This window comes from Candidatus Eisenbacteria bacterium (assembly GCA_035577985.1).
Taxonomy (GTDB): domain Bacteria; phylum Desulfobacterota; class Binatia; order DP-6; family DP-6; genus DATJZY01.
Window position 1 is genome coordinate 1 of the sequence record DATJZY010000055.1, and the last position, 18160, is coordinate 18160.

6 protein-coding genes and 1 pseudogene are annotated in these 18160 nt (G+C 70.1%); 3 read left to right on the plus strand and 4 right to left on the minus strand.

The genetic code is table 11. From position 1 onward, the window contains the following. The first annotated feature begins 2 nt into the window (after positions 1-2). Positions 3-10214, plus strand: coding sequence for a nuclear transport factor 2 family protein (locus VMS22_08760; GenBank protein ID HXJ34119.1), 10212 nt, complete (start codon positions 3-5; stop codon positions 10212-10214). Positions 10215-10824: 610 nt separating this feature from the next. After that, a complete protein-coding gene (locus VMS22_08765; GenBank protein ID HXJ34120.1) occupies positions 10825-11226 on the plus strand; it encodes a hypothetical protein in 402 nt (133 codons plus the stop codon). 202 nt (positions 11227-11428) lie between these two features. On the opposite strand, the gene VMS22_08770 is transcribed toward VMS22_08765, so the two are convergent. From VMS22_08770 to VMS22_08780, 3 genes are all read right to left on the minus strand, one after another. Beyond that, on the minus strand, positions 11429-12709 hold the full coding sequence (locus tag VMS22_08770) for an acyltransferase (GenBank protein ID HXJ34121.1): 1281 nt from the start codon (positions 12707-12709) through the stop codon (positions 11429-11431). A gap of 344 nt (positions 12710-13053) precedes the next feature. Beyond that, positions 13054-15567, minus strand: coding sequence for a hypothetical protein (locus VMS22_08775; protein HXJ34122.1), 2514 nt, complete (start codon positions 15565-15567; stop codon positions 13054-13056). A gap of 556 nt (positions 15568-16123) precedes the next feature. Continuing rightward, positions 16124-16420, minus strand: a complete 297-nt coding sequence (locus VMS22_08780; protein HXJ34123.1) for an adenylate/guanylate cyclase domain-containing protein — start codon at positions 16418-16420, stop codon at positions 16124-16126. Between the two features lie 221 nt (positions 16421-16641). On the opposite strand from VMS22_08780, the gene VMS22_08785 reads away from it, so the two are divergent. Beyond that, complete coding sequence (locus VMS22_08785; GenBank protein ID HXJ34124.1) at positions 16642-17010, plus strand: hypothetical protein; 369 nt, start codon at positions 16642-16644, stop codon at positions 17008-17010. A 398-nt stretch (positions 17011-17408) separates the two neighbouring features. Here the strand turns inward: VMS22_08785 and VMS22_08790 are convergent. Continuing rightward, positions 17409-18029, minus strand: a pseudogene (locus tag VMS22_08790) (IS3 family transposase). Between the last annotated feature and the right edge of the window lie 131 nt (positions 18030-18160).

Genomic DNA, 18160 nt, shown 5'->3' on the forward strand with positions numbered 1-18160 from the left:
TGCTGGCCGTCTACGAGGCGGCGGTCGCCGCGCCGGGCGCGCGGCTGGCCGTGATCCTCGGCTCGCCGGGGCTCGGCAAGTCGCGCCTCCTCGCGGAGCTCGCGCGGCGCCTCGGCGACCGCTCGACGGTGCTGGCGGCGCATTGCGACGCCGCCGGCGGCGCGACGTTCGCGCCGCTCGTCGCGGCGTTGCGCACCTGCCTCGGCCTCGATGACGGCGCGGACCGCGACGCCGTTCGGACCGCCGTCGGCGCGCTCGTCTCCGGCGACGAGTCCGCGCGCATCGCCGACGGCATCGCGGCGCTTCTCGCCGGCACCCCGGCGTCGCCGGAGGAGACCTTCTTCGTCGTGCGCCGGCTCCTCGCCGCCATCGCCGCGACGCGACCGGTGGTCCTCGCGATCGACGACCTCCAGTGGGCCGAGCCGCTGCTGCTCGACCTGACCGAGCACCTCGTGCAATGGAGCGCCGGCGTGCCGCTCCTCGTCCTCGTCGCGGCGCGCCCGGAGCTGCGCGAGCTGCGCTCGTCGCTCGCCGCGCCCGGCGCGCTCGTCGCCGACGTGGTGACGCTCGGCGGGCTCGACGCCGCGGCGGCGACCCGGCTCGCGGCGAACGTGGTCGGCGCCGACGCCCTGCCCGCGGCCATCGCCGGGCGCGTGCTCGCGACCAGCGAAGGGAACCCGCTCTTCGTGGGCGAGCTCGTCCGGATGCTCGTGCAGGACGGCGCGCTCAAGCGCGAGGGCGGTCGTTGGGTGATGGGCGTGGAGCTCGCGGCGCTCGAGATGCCGCCGACGATCCAGGCGCTCCTCGCGGCGCGCATCGAGCGGCTCCGGCCGGAGGAGCGGACCGTGCTCGAGCGCGCGGCGGTCGTCGGCCGGCAGTTCTCGCGGACGGCCGTCGCACAGCTCCTGCCGCGCGACGTCGCCGATCTCGACGCGCGTCTCGAGTCGCTGCGACGGAGCGAGCTGATCGAGCCCGACGTCGGGTGGCTGCTCGGCGAGCCGGTGCTACGGTTCCACCACGTGCTCATCCGGGATGCCGCGTACCGGCGGGTCCTCAAGGGCACGCGAGCCGAGCTGCACGCGCGCTTCGCGGACTGGCTCGAGGCGAAGGCCGGCGAGGCCGTCGAGCACGACGAAACGCTCGGCTGGCACCTCGAGCAGGCCCATCAGAGCCTGCGTGACCTGGGTCCGCTCGACGTGCAGGGTCGAGCGCTCGGCGAGCGTGCCGCGCGCCACCTCGCCGCGGCGGGGCGCCGCGCCCTCGCACGCGACGACGTGCCGGTGGCGGCGAGCCTCCTCGGCCGCGCGCTCGCGCGGCTCGACGAGACGGACCCCGCGCGCGCCGACCTGGCACTCGACTGGTGCGAGGCCTTGCTCGCGTCCGGCGACGTCGCCACGGCGGCGAAGGGGATCGCAGAGCTCGGCCGCTTCGCCGACGGCTCGGATCGCCTGCGCGGCTGGCACACCTGCCTCGCCGGCCAGCACGCCGTGCTCACCGATCCGCAGTCGCTGCGCGCGACGGTCGACGCGGTCGCGGCGGCGGCCGACACGCTCGCGGCCGCCGGAGATGCCGCGGGCGAGGCGAAGGCGCACCACGTGCACGCCATGGCGCTCGCGCGGCTCGGCAAGGTCGGCGAGTGCGAGGCGGCGCTCGATCGCGCGCTCGCCGCGGCACGACGCGGACACGACCGCCGGCGCGCGAACGCGGTGCTCTCGGGCGTGCCCCTCGCGGCGCTTTGGGGACCGAGCCCGGTCACGCGGGCGAGCGGCCGCTGCCTCGACGTCGTGCGGGTGCTGCGGATCACGCAAGGTGCCCCTGCCGTCGAGGCGGTCGCACTGCGCTGCCAGGGCGTGCTCGAGGCGCTGCGCGGCCGGACCGACGCCGCGCGACGCATGCTCGCGTCCTCCCGGCGGCTCGTCGAGGAGCTCGGCATCACGCAGCGGCTCCTGGAAGCCGACGTCGCCGCGGGGCAGATCGAGCTCTACGAGGGCGACGCAGCGGCGGCGGAGCGCGGCCTGCGGGCGGCGTACGAGGGATTGCGCTCCCTCGGGCTCCGGATCGATGCGGCACAGGCGGCGGCGCTCCTGGGTCGGGCATTGCTCGCGCTCGGCCGGGACGCCGACGCCGAGGCGCTCAGCCACCAGAGCGAGGCGCTCGCGGGTGACGACCTGCGCGCCGCCGTCGCCTGGCGCGGTGTGCGAGCCGAGGCGCTCGCGCGACGAGGCGAGCACGCGGCCGCCGTCGAGCTCGCGCGCGCGGCCGTCGGGATCGCGTCGACGACGGACGCATTGCTCGATCATGCCGACGCCCGCCGCGCGCTCGGCGCGGCGTTGCGTGCGGCGGGGCGGAGCGGCGAGGCCGATGCCGAGGACGCGCGCACGATCGAGCTGTGGGAGGCGAAGGGCGCCACGCTGCTCGTCGAGCAGGCGCGCCGCGTGGGCCGAACGGCCGAGCGACGGGAGCCCGCGCCCGCGGCTCGCCCCGTGCGAGGCCGCGCCAGTCGGCGTCGGGTGCGCGCGAACGCGGTGGTCGCGAACGTCGCCCGCTTCGACGCGGCGATCGCCGCCCGGGATGCCGGCGCGCTCGCCACGCTGCTCAGGGACGACCACGAGCTCGTGGACCACCCGAACGGCAGGACGTATGGCCGCGCCGAAGTCCTCGATTACCTCGACCCGATCATTCGAGCCAAGGGGCTCGCCTTCTCGCACGAGCCCGTGGCGACGCTCGGCACGTCGCTCGCGCTCTGCCGCGGCTCACAGTCGGTCGACGAGCTCGCCGAGGCCGACGGCGCGTCCTTTGGCAAGAGTCTCTACGAATTCTACATCGTCATCGAAGGCGACGCCGATCGGCACTGGCGTGTCGAGCAGTTCGCCGACGACCATCTCGGCGACGCCGTCGCGCGGCTCTACGCGCGCCATGCCGAGATTCTCCCTGACGGTGCCGCGCGCGAGCGCGCCGCCGCGACGGCACGATCCGTCGGCACGGTCCTGCTGACGTGGAGGCAGCGCGACTTCATGGATTCCTACGCCGCGGCCGTCGATCCCGCGATCGAGTTCGTCGACCACCAGCAGGTCGGCCTGGGGTCCGCGCGCGGAGCCGAACGGTTCCTGCGCGGCCTCCGCGCCTTCGTGGACCTCACCGACGACTCCACGGTCCGCGTCGACGACGTCCTCGGTCTGGGACCCGACGCCCTGCTCATTCGCCAGATGGTGCTCGGCACGGCCCGCGCCGGCGGCGGGCCGTACGAGCGGCACCACCTGTCGCTCTGGGGCTTCGGCGCGAACGGGCTCCTCACACGTCTCGAATGGTACCCGGCCGATCGCGAGGACGAGGCGCTCGCCCGCTTCGACGCGCTCGCGGCGGCGTCGCCGGCCGGCGACGTGCCGCGACCGGTACGTCCCCGAGTTCGGGCGAACGTGGCGACCGCGCAGCAAGCTCGGCTGGATGCCGCGATCGCGGCGCGAGACGCCGATGCAATGCCCGCACTGTTCGCCCAGGACGGGATGGTGGTGCACCATCCCACCGGCGTCGACTACGACGTGGAGGGAATCCTCGTCTCGTATCGCTCTCTGCTGAGCACTCGAGACTTGAGGCACCGATTCGAGCCGCTCGCGACCCTCGGCGACAGGCTCGCGCTCAGCTCCCTGTCGGTTTCGACGTCCGGCGGGGGCGACTCGACCGCCCCGCTCGACTTCTCGGACTTCGGCGCCATCGAGGGGGCCAATGTCACCCTGATCGATGTCGACCCGCACGGACTGCTGCAGCGGGCCGAGTTCTTCGCCGCCGACCGGCTCGGCGATGGCGTCGTCCGGCTGTACGAACGCTACGCCGAGCTCCTCCCCGCCGGCCCCGCACGCGACCGCGCCGCGGCGACGGCGCGCTCGCTCGCGGCATATTTGGGACGACTCGACGTCGATCGCATGATCTCGGCAGTGGCACCCGGCATCGAGTACGCCGATCACCGGCACGTTGGCTTCGGGGCCATGCACGGTATCCAAGAGTTCGGCTCGGTCGTCCGCTCCCTCTTCGAGGCCGTCGACGATGTTGCCAACCGCGTCGACGACGTCGTCGATCTGCGCCCCGGTGCGGGGCTGCTGCGCTTGACGAACTTCGGGACGGATCGCGCCTCCGGCGGCCCGTACGAGAGACCGTGTCTGTTCATGTGGGTCTCGGGAACGGATGGCCTGATGGCGACCCTCGAACAGTTCGACGTCGACCACGAGGCCGAGGCGCTCGCCCGCTTCGACGAGCTCGCGGCCGCCGCGGCGCCCTCCCCGGCCCCGATGCGCCGGGTACGCCCGAACGCCGCGACCGCGCATGCGGCTCGCTGCGACGTCGCGGCGACCGCGCGGGACGTCAAAGCGGCGCTCGCCGCCGAGATCGCGCCCGAGGCGGTGTTCGTACACCATCCCACCGGGACCACGTCCGATCGCCAGGCGGCGCTCAGCCAGGAGACGCTCTTCGCGTCGCTCGCCAGCGTCTCGCACGAAGCGCTGGCGACCCTCGGAGACTCGCTCGCGCTGTGTCGCAGGTCCGTGTCGTTCCGTGGCGTCCAGGCGGGTGACCTCGATGTGGGGCCCGCGGCCGTGGACGCGGTCGTGCTGATCGAGGTCGATGCGCAGGGGCGGAACCTTCGTCTCGAAATCTTCGCCGACGATCACCAGGCCGACGCGGTCGCACGGCTGTACGAGCGGTACGCCGAGACTCTTCCCGCCGGGTCCGCACGCGAGCGCGCCGCGGCGACGGCGCGTGCCGTCGCGGTCGTCGTGGACGCGCTCGATATCGAGTCCGCCCGGGCGGTCGTGGCACCGACGATCGAGTACGTCGACCACCGGCGTCTCGGGTTCGGCACCGGTCGCGGCGTCGAGGCCTACCTGAGCGGCGTCCGGAGCCTCTGGGAGCTCGCCGAGAACCTCGTCGCCCGCATCGACGACGTTCTCGCGCTACGATCCGACGCGCTTCTCTGTCGCCGGCCGTTGTTCGGCACCGACCGCGCCAGCGGAGGTCCCTTCGAGCAGGAGGCGCTGTCGCTCTGGCGCTTCGGCGCCGACGGTCGCGTGACGCGCAGCGAGTTTTTCGACGTCGACCGCGTCGTCGAGGCGCTCGCCCGCTTCGACGAGCTGGCGGTCGAACCTTCGCCTGCGCGATCGGCACCGTCATCCCGAGTCGCGAGGAAGGTGGCGCGTCGCATCCGACCGAACGCTGCGACCGCCCACGCGGCCCGCCTCGATGCCGCGATGGCGGCCCGTGACCTGGACGCGCTCGCTGCCCTCAGTGCCGACGAGTCGGAGACCATCGACCATCCTACAGGCACCACGTACGACAACATGGGGGACCTCGCCTCGCGGCGCATGATGCTGAGAGCCCGGGATCTCCAGTTCCACCACGAGCCCCTGGCCACCCTGGGCGAGTCGCTGGCGCTGCTTCGGTTGTCGATATCGGCGAGCGGCGTCGACGGCGGTAGGTTCGACGTCGGTGCGTACGAACGAGAGCTCCTCGTTCTGAGCTGCGGCGACACGGACACCCGAAGGCGGCAGGCGGAGCTGTTCGCCGTCGACCGGCTGGGGGACGCCGTCGTCCGGTTGTACGAGCGCTACGCCGAGCTCCTCCGCGACGGCCCCGCGCGCACCCGCGCCGCCGCGACGGCGCGCTCGGTCGCGGCAATGCTGGGACCGGTCGATCCCGATCGCATCGCGACCGGGTACGCACCCGCCGTCGAGGCCGTCGACCACCGGGTCCTGGGGACGTGGTCCGCCCGCGGGGCGGAAGCGGTGCTGCAGCACCATCGCAGCCTGCGCGAGGTCGCCGTCGACATCGCCGTACGCGAGGACGACGTCCTCGGCCTCGGGTCCGATGCGTTGCTCGTGCGCCGGACTCACGTCGGCACCGACCGTGCCGGCGGCGGCGCCTACGAGAGAGTGTTCCTCATGCTCTGGGTCTTCGGAACGGATGGCCTCGTGACGCGCATCGAATATTTCGACGTCGACGCCGAGGCCGACGCGCTCGCCCGCTTCGACGCGCTGGCGGCCGAGCCGCCGGCGACCCCCCTCATCACGAATACCGCCACGCGGTCCTGGGACCGCCACAGGGAGGCGTGGGAGGCGCGTGACTGGGACCGCTTCGTCGCGATCCACGCGCCGGGATTCCGGCAGATCGACCGCCGGACGATGATGCATCTCGAGTCCATGCGCCTGATCTTCGACATGACGTCGGCCCGGATCTCGGCCAGCGTCCTCGCCACGCGGGGTGAGCGCCTGGCACTCCAACGTGGGCGTTTCGAGGGCACCGACCGCAACGTCGGACCGAGCGAAGCCGATTGGCTCCTGGTCGTCGAGGTGGACGATGCCGGCGATCGCGTGGCCATCGTCCTGCTCGACCCCAAGGACCTCGACGGGGCGTACGCCGAGCTCGACGACCGCTACGCCGCCGGCGAAGCCGCGCCCTACGCTCGCACCTGGGAGACCTTGCGGCGTTTCGAGCGAGCCGTGGCCGCGCGTGACTGGGACGAGCTGGCCTCGGTGTTCGACCCGGCCCTCGTGCTCGAGGACCATCGTCCGGTTGGATGGGCTACGCTGCAATCACGCGATGAGTACCTGGCGAGCGTCCGCACGCTCGTCGACCTCGCGCCCGACGTCACCTTCCGCGTCGACCACGTCCTCGCCCTCGATGAACGCCGAGCGCTCGCTATTGTGCGGTGGACGGGGAGCCGCGAAGGCGGGCCGTTCGAGATGCCCCTCGTCGCCGTGCCGGTTTTCGACTCGGACGGGCGCGTCCAACGATTCGATACCTACAACCTCGACCAGCTCGACGCAGCCCGCGCGCGCTTCGAAGCCGTCCGCGCGGACGCGGCCCGCGTTCCGCTCGCCGCTCTGGCGCGGCCGAACGCGGCGAGCACGGCCGGGGATCGGTGGTTCGCGGCGTTCGCAGCGCGCGACTGGGCCACCATGCGCGCTCTCTGCGCACCGGATGCGAAGTTCGAGGACCGGCGTCGCCTCGCCAGGGTCTCGGGGGACGTCGACTGGTGGATCGCCGACGCGCAGCGGACCGCCTCGATGTGCAACGTCCGCGTCAAGCGGCAGCTCGTGGGCACCGCCGGCGATCGCGTGGCTCTCGGGCGCTTCCTCCTGACCGGCGACTCCGGCGGCACTGCCGCGGCCCGCGCGCCCGAGACCTCGCTGATCTCCTCCATGGGTCAGTTCGAGATCGAGTACCTCGCGCTCGCGGAGGTCGACGAGAGCGGGCGGACCACCGCCGGCGTCATCTTCGACGCCGACGACTGGCGCGCCGCCACCCGCGAGGCATACGGTCGCTGGTTCGCCCGCGACGCCGTGGCCGCGGCGGCGGTGGGACCGGCGTTCGAGCTCGTCGAAGCGTTCAACGACCGCGACCGGACCCGCATGCGTGCGGCGCTCGCGGACGACTTCGTGCTGGACGATCATCGTCCAGCCCGACTGGGCGTGATCGAGGGTGCCGACGCGTGGGTCGAAGCCTGCGCGGCGACGTGGGACCTCGCGCCGAACAGCCAGATCGCCGTCGCCTGCACGCTGGCGCACGCCCGGTACGGGTCGGCGATCCTCGTGCGGCTATCCGGCACGCTCCGCGACGGGGGCGTCTTCGAGAGCCCGAGCGTGGCGGTGTTCATCGTCGCGGACGGCCGCATCACGCGGCAGGAGCTGTTCGAGCCCGAGCAGGTCGACGCCGCGCTGGCGCGCTTCGCGGAGCTCCGGCCCGATCCGCTGCGCATCCCACCGAACGCCGCGACGCGCGCGTGCGATCGCGTGGACGAAGCCGGCGACGCGCAGGATTGGGACGCCCTGCAGGCGCTGTGCGCCCCGACGCTCGAGTACGACGACCGCCGCCGCGGCCTCCGCACCAGCGGCGATCTCGAGACGTGTCTCACGAGCTGGCGATACATCTTCTCGCACGGAGCGCGGCCGGCCCGCACGCTGCTCGCCACGTCGGGTGACCGGCTGGCGCTCTATCGCATGCTCTGGACCGGAGCCGATGACCAGCCCGCCTACGAGATAGACACGCTCCTCCTTACCGAGGTCGACGCCGAGGGGCGCATCGTCGCGCGAATCATCTTCGACCCCGACGATCGCCGCGGCGCTTTCGTGGAGCTGCTCGAACGCTTCGCCCGCAGCGATGCGCATCGGCGGGTCCCGGCGATCTTCTTCGAGCTGGGTCGCGCGCTCAACGGCCATGATCTCGATCGCCTGCGGGCCCTGCATCCACGGGACTTCGTCTTCGACGATCATCGCCGGACCGGCGTCGGCCGGCTCGAGGGCATCGAGGCCTACCTCGCCGCGGTCGCCGCGTTGATCGAGCAGTCACCCGACGTGAGCATCGAGGTCCTCTACACGATCGCGCTGGAGAAGCATGGCATGCTCTCCGTCGCTCGCAGGTACGGGACGCTCGCGGAGGGGGGTGGCACGTTCGAGTCCGTCTACGTGCAGCTCTTCCACCTCGACGGCGACCGATTCGTCGGAGTGGAGATCTTCGAGGTGGAGGACCTCGACGTCGCCCGGGCGCGCTTCGCGGAGCTGCGGCCCGATCCGCTGCGCATCCCACCGAACGCCGCGACGCACGCGTGCGATCGCCTGCACGAGGCCGGCGAAGCGCAGGACTGGGACGCCCTGCGGGCGCTGTGCGCCCCGACGCTCGTGTACGATGACCGTCGTCGCGGCCTCCGCACCAGCGGCGATCTCGAGATGTACCTGGCGAGCATGCAGTACATCCACTCGCGCCGAAGCCGGGCCACCCGCACACTACTCGCCACGTCAGGCGACCGGCTGGCGCTCTATCGCCAACGCTGGACGAGAGTCGATGACCAATCGGCCTACGAGATCGAGACCCTCAGCCTCACCGAGGTCGACGCCGAGGGCCGCATCGTCGCGCGAATCGTCTTCGACCCCGACGACCGGCGCGCAGCGAACCTGGAGCTGGTCGAGCGCCTGGCGCGAAGCGCGGGACGAGGTGTGTCCCCCCTCCTCGAGTGGCGCCGCGGCCTCATAGCGGGCGACCTCGAACGAATCCGCGCCGTACTGCCCGATGATTTCGTGTACGACGACCACCGCCGCAGCGGGGCCGGCCGACTGGAGACCGCCGACGCGTACCTCGCATGGACCCGCTCGCTCTTCGAGCAATGTCCCGACGCGATCAGCGAGCCCATGTACGAGGTCGCCAGCGGGAACCATGGGATCCTCGCCGTCAGCCACGCGTTCGGCACTCTCGCGGAGGGCGGCTCGTTCGAATCCGTGTTTGTGAATCTCATCCGCCTCGAGCGGGGTCGACCGGTCGCCGTGGAGATCTTCGAGCTCGAGGACCTCGACGTCGCGCGGGCGCGCTTCGCGGAGCTGCGTCCGGATGCCACGCGCATCCCACCGAACGCCGCGTGTCGTGTACGCGACCGCATGCTCGAAGCCGCCAGGCTGCGCCGGTGGGAGGCGCTCCGTGCGCTCGCGAGCCCCGACTTCACGTTCGACGATCGTCGCAAGCGCTCGATGGTGACCGGCGATTTCGAGCTCTACACCAAGAACATGGAGTTCATCCGCTCGCAGCCACGCCTCCGCGTCACGCGCGAGCTGCTCGGTACGACGGGCGATCGCATCGCAGTCGAGCGCCTCGTCCAGGTGGGCGGGCCCGACGGGGGCGAGTTCGAGATCGACCTCGTTGCGCTGGTCGAAGTGGACGCCGCCGGCCGACTCGTGGCGGTCGTCAACTGGGACCCGGATGATCGCTACGCCGCGTTCGACGAAGCGCACGCGCGCTTCGTCGCAGGAGAGGCGGGCTCGGCCCCGGCGCAGGCTGTCATCCTGGCCCTCGACCACGCGCTCACGCGGCGCGACTGGCTCGCGTTCCGAGCCTGCCTCGCCGACGACCTCGTGTACCGCGACCACCGGAAGCTCGGCCTGGGGACGCTCGCCTGCGACGAGCTCGTCGCTGCAGTTCGGGTGCACCGCGAGCTGGCCAGCGACCTCCGCACGGAAACGCACCGCCTCCTCGCGTGGAATCGCCACGGATGCGTGGCGGTCATGCACCAATACGGAACGGTCCCGGACGGCGGTCCGTTCGAGAACGTCTTCCTCCGCATGGTCGTCGCCGACGGCGATCGGGTCCGGCACTTCGAGACCTTCGACGTGGCCGACGCCGACCAGGCGCTCGCGCGCTTCGAGGAGCTGTGCGCCGAGCATGCACGGGAGCCGGCGGCCTGACGGGCGCGGACAAGCTTGAAGAAGATTCCTTCATCCCGACGACCCTGTAGCGTCGGAGGGAACGCACGTGCAGGAGCTCGACCCGGACGCCTGGCCGCACACCTGTGAGTGCAATGTTCCATCGCGGGGATCCGTGAAAAGGGGGCACGTCCCGCCGCAGGTCGGCGCCTCGGAAAAGTTGCACGAGTCGGCGGCATCGCACCAGCAGGAGCTCTGACCAGAGAGCTTCCCACACACATTTCCGCCGGGGCACGTCCCGCCACAGGTCGGCGCCTCGGAAATGGCGCACGTGTCGTCGGCGGTGACACACGCGCAGGAGTCTTGCCCCGACACCTGCCCACAGACCTGCCCGCTGCGGCACGTCCCGCCGCAGGTTGGCGCCAGCGAGCTGCCGCACGTGTAGACGGCGCAGGTTGGGGCGCAGACATTGCTGAGAAACTGCAGGCAGTGATAACCGGAGGGACACGCTGCATCGTCCGAGCAGTAGCCCGGTAGCAACGGTGATCCGAAGCAATACTTGTGCACGCCGTCGATGTCCGGCAGGCAGGCGCTGCCGCCAGAGTCCTCGCATCCGCACGAGTCGCCTTCCGAGCACGTAGGGAACGACGTCGTGGTCGTGGTGGACGTCGTGGTGGTCGTGGATGTCGTAGTGGTGGTGGATGTCGTGGTGGTGGTCGTCGTCGCGCCGCAGTTCGGCGCCGTCGGGTTCGCCCGGCATGTGGCCAGGTCGGTCTTCAACGCACGCCGGCAGTCGGCCCGACAGACCTTGCCGGTCTCACCGTTCGGACACGGCCGCCGGCACACGATCGCGTCTTGCCGGATGACCCGCTTGCAGTCCTTCGGGCACCTGGCTTGTGCGGCCGAAGCCGCGAGAAACAGCACCATCGTGAACGCGCTGACTACCCCTGGCAGGCGCGAGTTGTCTTCGGCCATGGTCCGCCCCTCTCCTTACCTTCGGACGGACCGCCGTGCGGTGGCAGTCTTCCGGTTCAGTCGCTGGACCAAGCGATGAGGGTCGTGCTCTGGCCCGCCGAGTCCCGCGCGGAGGGTTAACCCGACACCCACTTTCAGGTCCGGGTTATGGCGACGCTACACGCGGGTGCGTGCGAGCGTCAAACCCGTTTGGTGTGCAGCCGCTGGTGCCTCCAGTCGCCTGGGACCCGCCAACTGAGAGTTGCGACGCACGGGTACGCGTTGGGCACTCGCGGGCGCGATTAGATGATCCGGGCGATCGCGAGGTTGCGGCGAAGCGCTGCCGTGGTGATCCAACTCAGGAGCGTGGCGCCGATGAGGACGATCGTTCCCTTCGCCACGCCAGGCAGGACCGTGCTCAGCAGGAAGTACTGCAGCCAGGTGACGAACGCGAAGTGCAGCACGTACATGCCGTAGGCGTTGTCGCGCAGGCTGTCGAACACCGGCGTGGGCCTGCCCACGAAGCGAAGAAAAACTGCGGTCAGTGACAGACTCAGGGCTGCACAGGCCAGGACGAAGGCGAGGCCGCCGCCGATCCCCCAGGCATACCAGGGCGTTCCCGGGGGTGTCAGCGTCGCCCGCGCGACGGAAACCTCGATCGCGAACAGCAGCGTCGCCACTGCGAGCCAGCGGAGCCACTGTCGCGCGAGCGGTCCGTCGGGAGCGAGGAGACTCCGGTCGATGCCGCAGGCGCCGATCGCGATACCTGCGAAGAACCACACGCCGTAGTGGAGGAAACGGCTCGCCTGAAACGTGAAGGGACCGATGGACGGCCAGACGAACGGGCCGAAGACGAGCAGCATCGGCAGATACGCTGCTGCCGAGACCGACACGATCGCTGCGAAGAACGCTGCGGGGCGGCGCAGCGGACCCTCCAGCGCGTGGCGCATGCGGTCACCCCGATGCGGGCTCCGCGAGAAGAGTGCCGCCGCAGCGCAGTCGAACACCAGCAACACCCAGAGGAACCAGGCGGGGCCCGCGCCCAACGACGGCCAATGCCGGAGGAAGTCGATCGGGTGCGGCGAGGACGCCGTCATCAGATACGACGGGTAGTACGCCAGGGGCGCGATGAGCACCGCCGACACCAGGAACGGCACGCCCAGTCGGACAGCCCGGTCTCGCAGGAAGGTCGCGCGGCCTTTGCGTTGCAGACTGGTCCAGACGAAGAGCCCCGAGATGAAGAACATCAACGACATGAAGAACACGTCGTTGCACGCGATCAGCACGTCGAAGCCGGCCCAGCGCCGCGTGTCGATCACCGGGAACGCCTTCCAGGCCGGAGGCCAGTCTCCGAACCGTGCTCGCTCCGGCACGAACGCGGCGTAACCGAGGAGCGAGTGGTGCGCGATGACGAGGAGGATGACGAACGCTCTCAGATAACCGAGCGCCAGGTTGTAGTCGGGGCGAGGTCTGGCGGCAGAAACGTCGACATCGGTTGCGGCGACTTGACGTCTGACGTCGAGATGCGGGTCGACCGCGGCCCGCGGCCCCGTCTCCTGCGCCTTCCCCGTCGCGCCGTTCATTCGGTGCCCCTTCTACGCCCGCCGCGAGCGGAGGGCACCTCAAGCCGTCAGCGACGACTACCATGTCGCGCGAGAGCTGCAGACAGTCAGGACAAGCCTGAACGGTGACGGAGCACTTCAAGATCCCACGGATCACATCGTGGATCGCCGCGATCGTCTGATCCTGCACGCTCCGCACTTTGGCTGGCCCGCCAGCCGGGGGAACGGTGCCGAAGGGTCCGGGCCAACGTTTGAGATTTGGGTGCTCCGTCAACTTGCCAGGGTTATCGCGACCACTCGGCCGCGCCGGGATCGGGCCATTCGAGTTGTGTCGTATGCCGAGCCGTCGCCAACCAGGCGCGCACCTACTGTATGCCGACGTTCCCCCTCAGGATGAGATGCGGATCAATGGTGACAAGGGTCGGGTCGACGAGGCGGAGCGCGCCGCCGACCGGTAGGCCGTAGGGCACGAGCGACGAAGGGATCGGGAACCCCGGGATTCGTACCGCCAGCGCCGCGCCGCCGAGCGCCGAGTCGATGAGCCGCTGCAAGAGCAACGGTCCGACGGTTTCGAGGACGCTCAGCGTGGCGCCGTCGAGCGCCGCGTCCGGATCCGAGAGGTGGAGGGCGTCGATGGTGAGGCCGGCGATCTCGAGCGTATCGCCGTTGAGCGCGAGACTCACGGTTGCGTCCGCCCCGATCTCGAAAGTGACCGGATCGTCGAAGACACCCGGGTAGGTGAGCGCCACGCGCACGGCACCGATCCCGACACCGACCGTGTTCCCGGCGCGCAGGACCGCCACCGGCGGGAGCAAGGCGTCGACTTCTGCCGAGGTCCCCGAGGGAACGCCGGCGACGACGGTCGCGTCGATCGTCGTGTGGAGCAGGCCGCCGCGCCAGAGCGCATGAAGCGCCTGATTGATCACCCCGATGTGGGTCGCGACGGCGACCGGACGCCCCGCCGCGTTCGGATCGACGAACACGGCCCCCACGGGCAGCGCGACCCCGAGCGAGGGGATGGCATGCGCGGGCGAAGCACTGATGCTCGTCCCGATGCCGAAGAGCACGCGTGCGGGGTTAGCGGAGATCGAGGAGAACGCCCCCGCGAAGTCGAGGGTGATCGAGCCGGGCTCCCCGATGCGCGGCACCCCGACGCTGCCCGACGGGAAGTCGAGCCCGGACACCAGGCCGTCCAGCGCCGAGGTGAAGTTGCTCTGGACGAACACACTCAGAGTATTGGCCACCAGGTTCCGGATCGTCCCGTTGGCGAGGCTCACGATCGTGTTGATCACGAAACCGTCGAGACCGGAAAAACCAGTCGAGATCGCCCCGACCTGCACGCTCACGGAGTTGGGCCGCACGGAGATGTTGGGACGTCCGGCGCCGTCCACGCCGACGTCCGAAACCATTTCGACCTCCAGGAAGTCGATGTCGACCGGGCCGGTGGCGTCGAACGGGACCCCGGCGGCCTGACCGGTGACCCGGAGCTCCACGCGCGGGTCTTCGAACCTCACCACACTATCGAGACCGCCGTTGACCAACGTGAGCGCGACCGTCCGTGGACCCTGGATCGATACGGCCTGGTACGTGACCCCGGACCGGAGCACGCACGCGCACACACCGAGTACGCACACCTCCTGATCGCACGAGGAGGGCTTGAGGGGATTGGCGGCGAGCAGCACAGCGTCGAGCGTGTTCAGCAGGCCGGCACTGTTCAGGATCGCGCCGAGGACGTCGTCCACGGAATTGATGGAACCGGCACGAGAGTTGTCGTCGATCGCCGCCTGGCCGAGCCTCAGCATGACGTCGTTGTCGAGGATGACGTCTTCAGCCGCGAAGCTGCCGGCAGCTAGGAAGGCACATGTCGCGGCGCGCTGCTCTCCGACGGCGTTCGTCGCGACGATGTCGACGAAGTTGATGCCGAAATCCGTCGTGATCGGCAGGCTGAACGAGCCGTCGGCGCCCACCGGTACCGGTGTGCCGTTCACGGTGACCGTGTCGATGCCGACGGGGTGGAAGGCATGGCCATGGAAGTCGAGGGTGGAGCCGGGAGGGAGGTCGAGCATCTCGGCGTCACCGGGACTCTGGCAGAGGATCGTGATCGGTCCGAGGCTGCAGCTCGCGTCGTGGAACCCGTCATCGAAGAGGTCGCAATCGCGGTCGAGATCCTGTGCCTGCGAAACCGCCAGGCAGGCGCGACACGCCGCCTTCTGCTCCAAGCACTGCCCGACGTCCGAGGCGCCGGCGCAGCCCGGGAGCAGCGCATCCAGATCCTCGCCGCCGCACTTCTTCGAGAGTGCGCCCGGGATTCCCGAAGCGGGGTCCGAGCACTTCTTCGCGATCTTGGCCTTCGGATCGGGCTGTGCCGCGGCACCCCCTCCAAGGCACACGTCGCGAAGCCCGGCCTTGGACGATACGGCTGGCGCCGTGGCAGTGCCCGCGAGCGCCTGCTTCTCGCATGCATCGAACGCTGCGAGCCGTGTCTGCTGACACGCTGCGATCGCCTTCCATGACGCCTGCTGGCACAACGCAGCGCCCCGGTCTGTGGAGAGCACTCCGCCGTCGAGGTTTGCGCCGAAGATGTCGTGCACGAGGTCGAGCCCGCCACGCAATCCGGCGGCGTTCAGGGTCGACGCGTCCGTGACGCCGAATTCGGGGAACGGATCGTCGAGCTTGCCTGCGGGCGGCGGAGTACAGAACTTGCCGAAGCTCTCCACCGTCTTGCTCGTGAGCTTCGCGATCTTGCCCTTGGGATCGGCGGCGATGCACGCCTCCACGGTGCCTTGAGACACCCCGCGCGCGAAGTCCGTCAGGCAGCCGAACGTCTGCTTCGTGACCTGCCCATTGACCGTCCCGAGGTTGCGGCCGAGCCCTCTCACGCACGCGGCCTGTTCCTTCGAGAGCTGTGCAAACGCGGGAACAGCGGAGACGAAGACGACGAGAAGCGCGGCCCTGAAAGGTAGGGTGGCAGTGCATATCTTCACGACGACCTCCGCGGAGCCAGAGCCCGTCTCGGAGCGGCGGAGGCAACAACCGCGGGGCAGCGCGTCGACCGAGACGGGCCCTCCTGCTTGCGACCTCCCTAACCCGCTACCCCTCGGACAAGGCAGGTGTCAACACAATTCTGCCGCGGTCGCGCCATGGGGCGACTACTCCACACAGCCGAGCGCCCTCAGGTTGGTCGGGACGGATGAGCGCCGATGGCCGCGCTCTGTGCCGAGCCGAAGATCGTGATCGTCTCGACGGTCTGTTCGACGAGAGCGACCGCACCGAGGGCGCCGAGCCAGCGCGCAAGCCGCTCCGTCCTGAGCGACCGCGCAACGAGCGAGCCGCCGGCACGCCGGCTCGCGCCACCCGGCCGGGTACTGGCGCCCCGCTCATAGAGGCCGTCGCGCCGGCGCGATCACCCCGATTGCATGTCGTCGCCCGGAGTCGTCAGCTCGCCGCCGACGTCGCGGGGACGGTCGTGGCAGGCGTGAACGTCTGCAGCGGCTCGGTCTTGCCGGCGACGCGCATCGGCGCGGCGGGCACGAACACGATCGACGCGCCGACCTGCCGGCGCGTCTCCTCGGAGACGAGGATCTGTACGCCCTGCAGCTTCGTGAGCCCCTCGATGCGCGAGGCGACGTTCACCGCGTCGCCGATGGCCGTGTACTCGCGCCGGCGCCGCGCCCCGACGTCGCCGAGGACGACCGGTCCCGTGTGGATCCCGATCCCCATCCGGAGCGACACCTCCCCGCCCGCGCCGCGTTCGGCGTTGAGAGCGACTCACCGGCGGACGGCGCCGGGCACCGCCCCCGGCGCCTGCTCGATCGAATACGCAATCCGTCGTCGTGGCATCGTGCGCCTCCTGCAATGTGAACGGGACATCTCGCCCAGAAGAGTGCAATGTATCTGTCTGTTGACGGCCCCTGCCGGTCCCGGCTAGAGCGCCAAGCCAGGAGGAAAAACCTATGGCGTCAGGCAAACCGATCGGGGAATATTCACTGAAGTTCACCACGATGACCTACAGTCCTGGACCAGCAGGGAGCGTTCTCAACCAAGTAAATTGGGAAGGGACGGCGACCGGATTTGGAGCGGTCTTCGGCACGGCCACCTTCGTGGGCGGGGTCAAGGACGGGACCTTCAGTTGGTATTCGCAATCCTTCATGGACGATGGCGGCGGTGTCACCGCCGTCGGTCAGGGGACCTACGAGAGCACTGGGAAACACAAGTGGCACACGGAGACCCACTTGCAGATTTCCGACGGACGCAGAATCTCTAGCGAGGGTGAGATCGACCTGGCCGCGCGGTCGTGGAAGGGGAAGACTTTCGAGAACTGAGGGGCGTGCGTGCCCCCCTCGCTTTAGGCGAGGGGGGTCGCCATCCGCTTGCGCGACCGCCTCCCTACGAACTGATCGCCCGCCGGCGCACTGCGCTGGCAACCGCGTGGGTTTACGCGGAGAGGGGTCAGCCGGTGCTCGCCGGGTTCACGGAGCCGGTCCGCATCTGGGAGTTCGTCTGGTAACCGCGGCCACCGGAAGCCGTCGCTGCGCCAAACTCGCGGCCGTCCAGCGGCTCAATCGCCCGGCGACCGAGGCACCAACTGCCACCGCTACAGCCACCGAGCCCGCGACGGCGAAGCCGGCGCTCGGCCCGTAAGCTTCCCCGTCAAGGACACACCGCGTAGCTGGACGCCGGCGGGGTTTTGACGTTGGACCCGTTAGCGAACACCCCGCTGCTAGAAATTCGCGCCTGCTTCGACCGTCCGAGTTCCCTGACGATGGGTGGCAAACTCGCGCGGTGTCAGGTCCCCGAGCGAGCTGTGTGGGCGATCGTCGTTGTAGTCGCGGCGCCAGACTTCGATCTTCCGCCGGGCGTCGTCGAGCGAGACGAATTGATGCACGTTCAGGCACTCGTCGCGCAAGCGCCCGTTGAAGGACTCAATGAAGGCGTTTTCCACGGGTTTGCCGGGGCGGATGAAGTCGAGCTGGACGCCCCGCTGATACGCCCAATCCTCGAGGGCCCGGGAGGTGAACTCCGTGCCGTGATCGACGGTGATCGAGCGCGGGATCGCGCCGTGACCGCCGAGCACGCGATCGAGGGCCTCGGCCACCGTCCGGCCCGACATGGCCGTAGCCACCTCCAGCAAGGGACTCTCGCGACTCCACTGATCGACCACCGTGAGCACCCGGAACTGCCGCCCGTCGGCCAGCGCATCGTAGACAAAATCCATGCTCCAGCGCTCCGTCGGCCCCGTTGGCGTCGGCGCGGGCCCGCGATGGAGCGCGATGTGTTTGCGGCGCCGTACACGCATCCTGAGCTGCAAGCCTTCGAGCCGATACAGCCGCCGCACGCGCTTATCGTCTAATCGTGCAAGCTCTTCACGCTTTCAGCGTACGGGCCATTCGGTTCGTTGTCGTCTCCGAGGTCGGTCGAGGCCGCCTCCACATGGCCTAAGAGCAGCAGGGATCTCTCGATGTGATTCACGCG

What these genes read in the sequence shown, in the direction of transcription:
- VMS22_08770 (HXJ34121.1), bottom strand. Translation starts at nt 12,709, where the DNA reads ATGAACGGCGCGACGGGGAAGGCGCAGGAGACGGGGCCGCGGGCCGCG.
- VMS22_08785 (HXJ34124.1), top strand. Translation starts at nt 16,642, where the DNA reads ATGGCGTCAGGCAAACCGATCGGGGAATATTCACTGAAGTTCACCACG.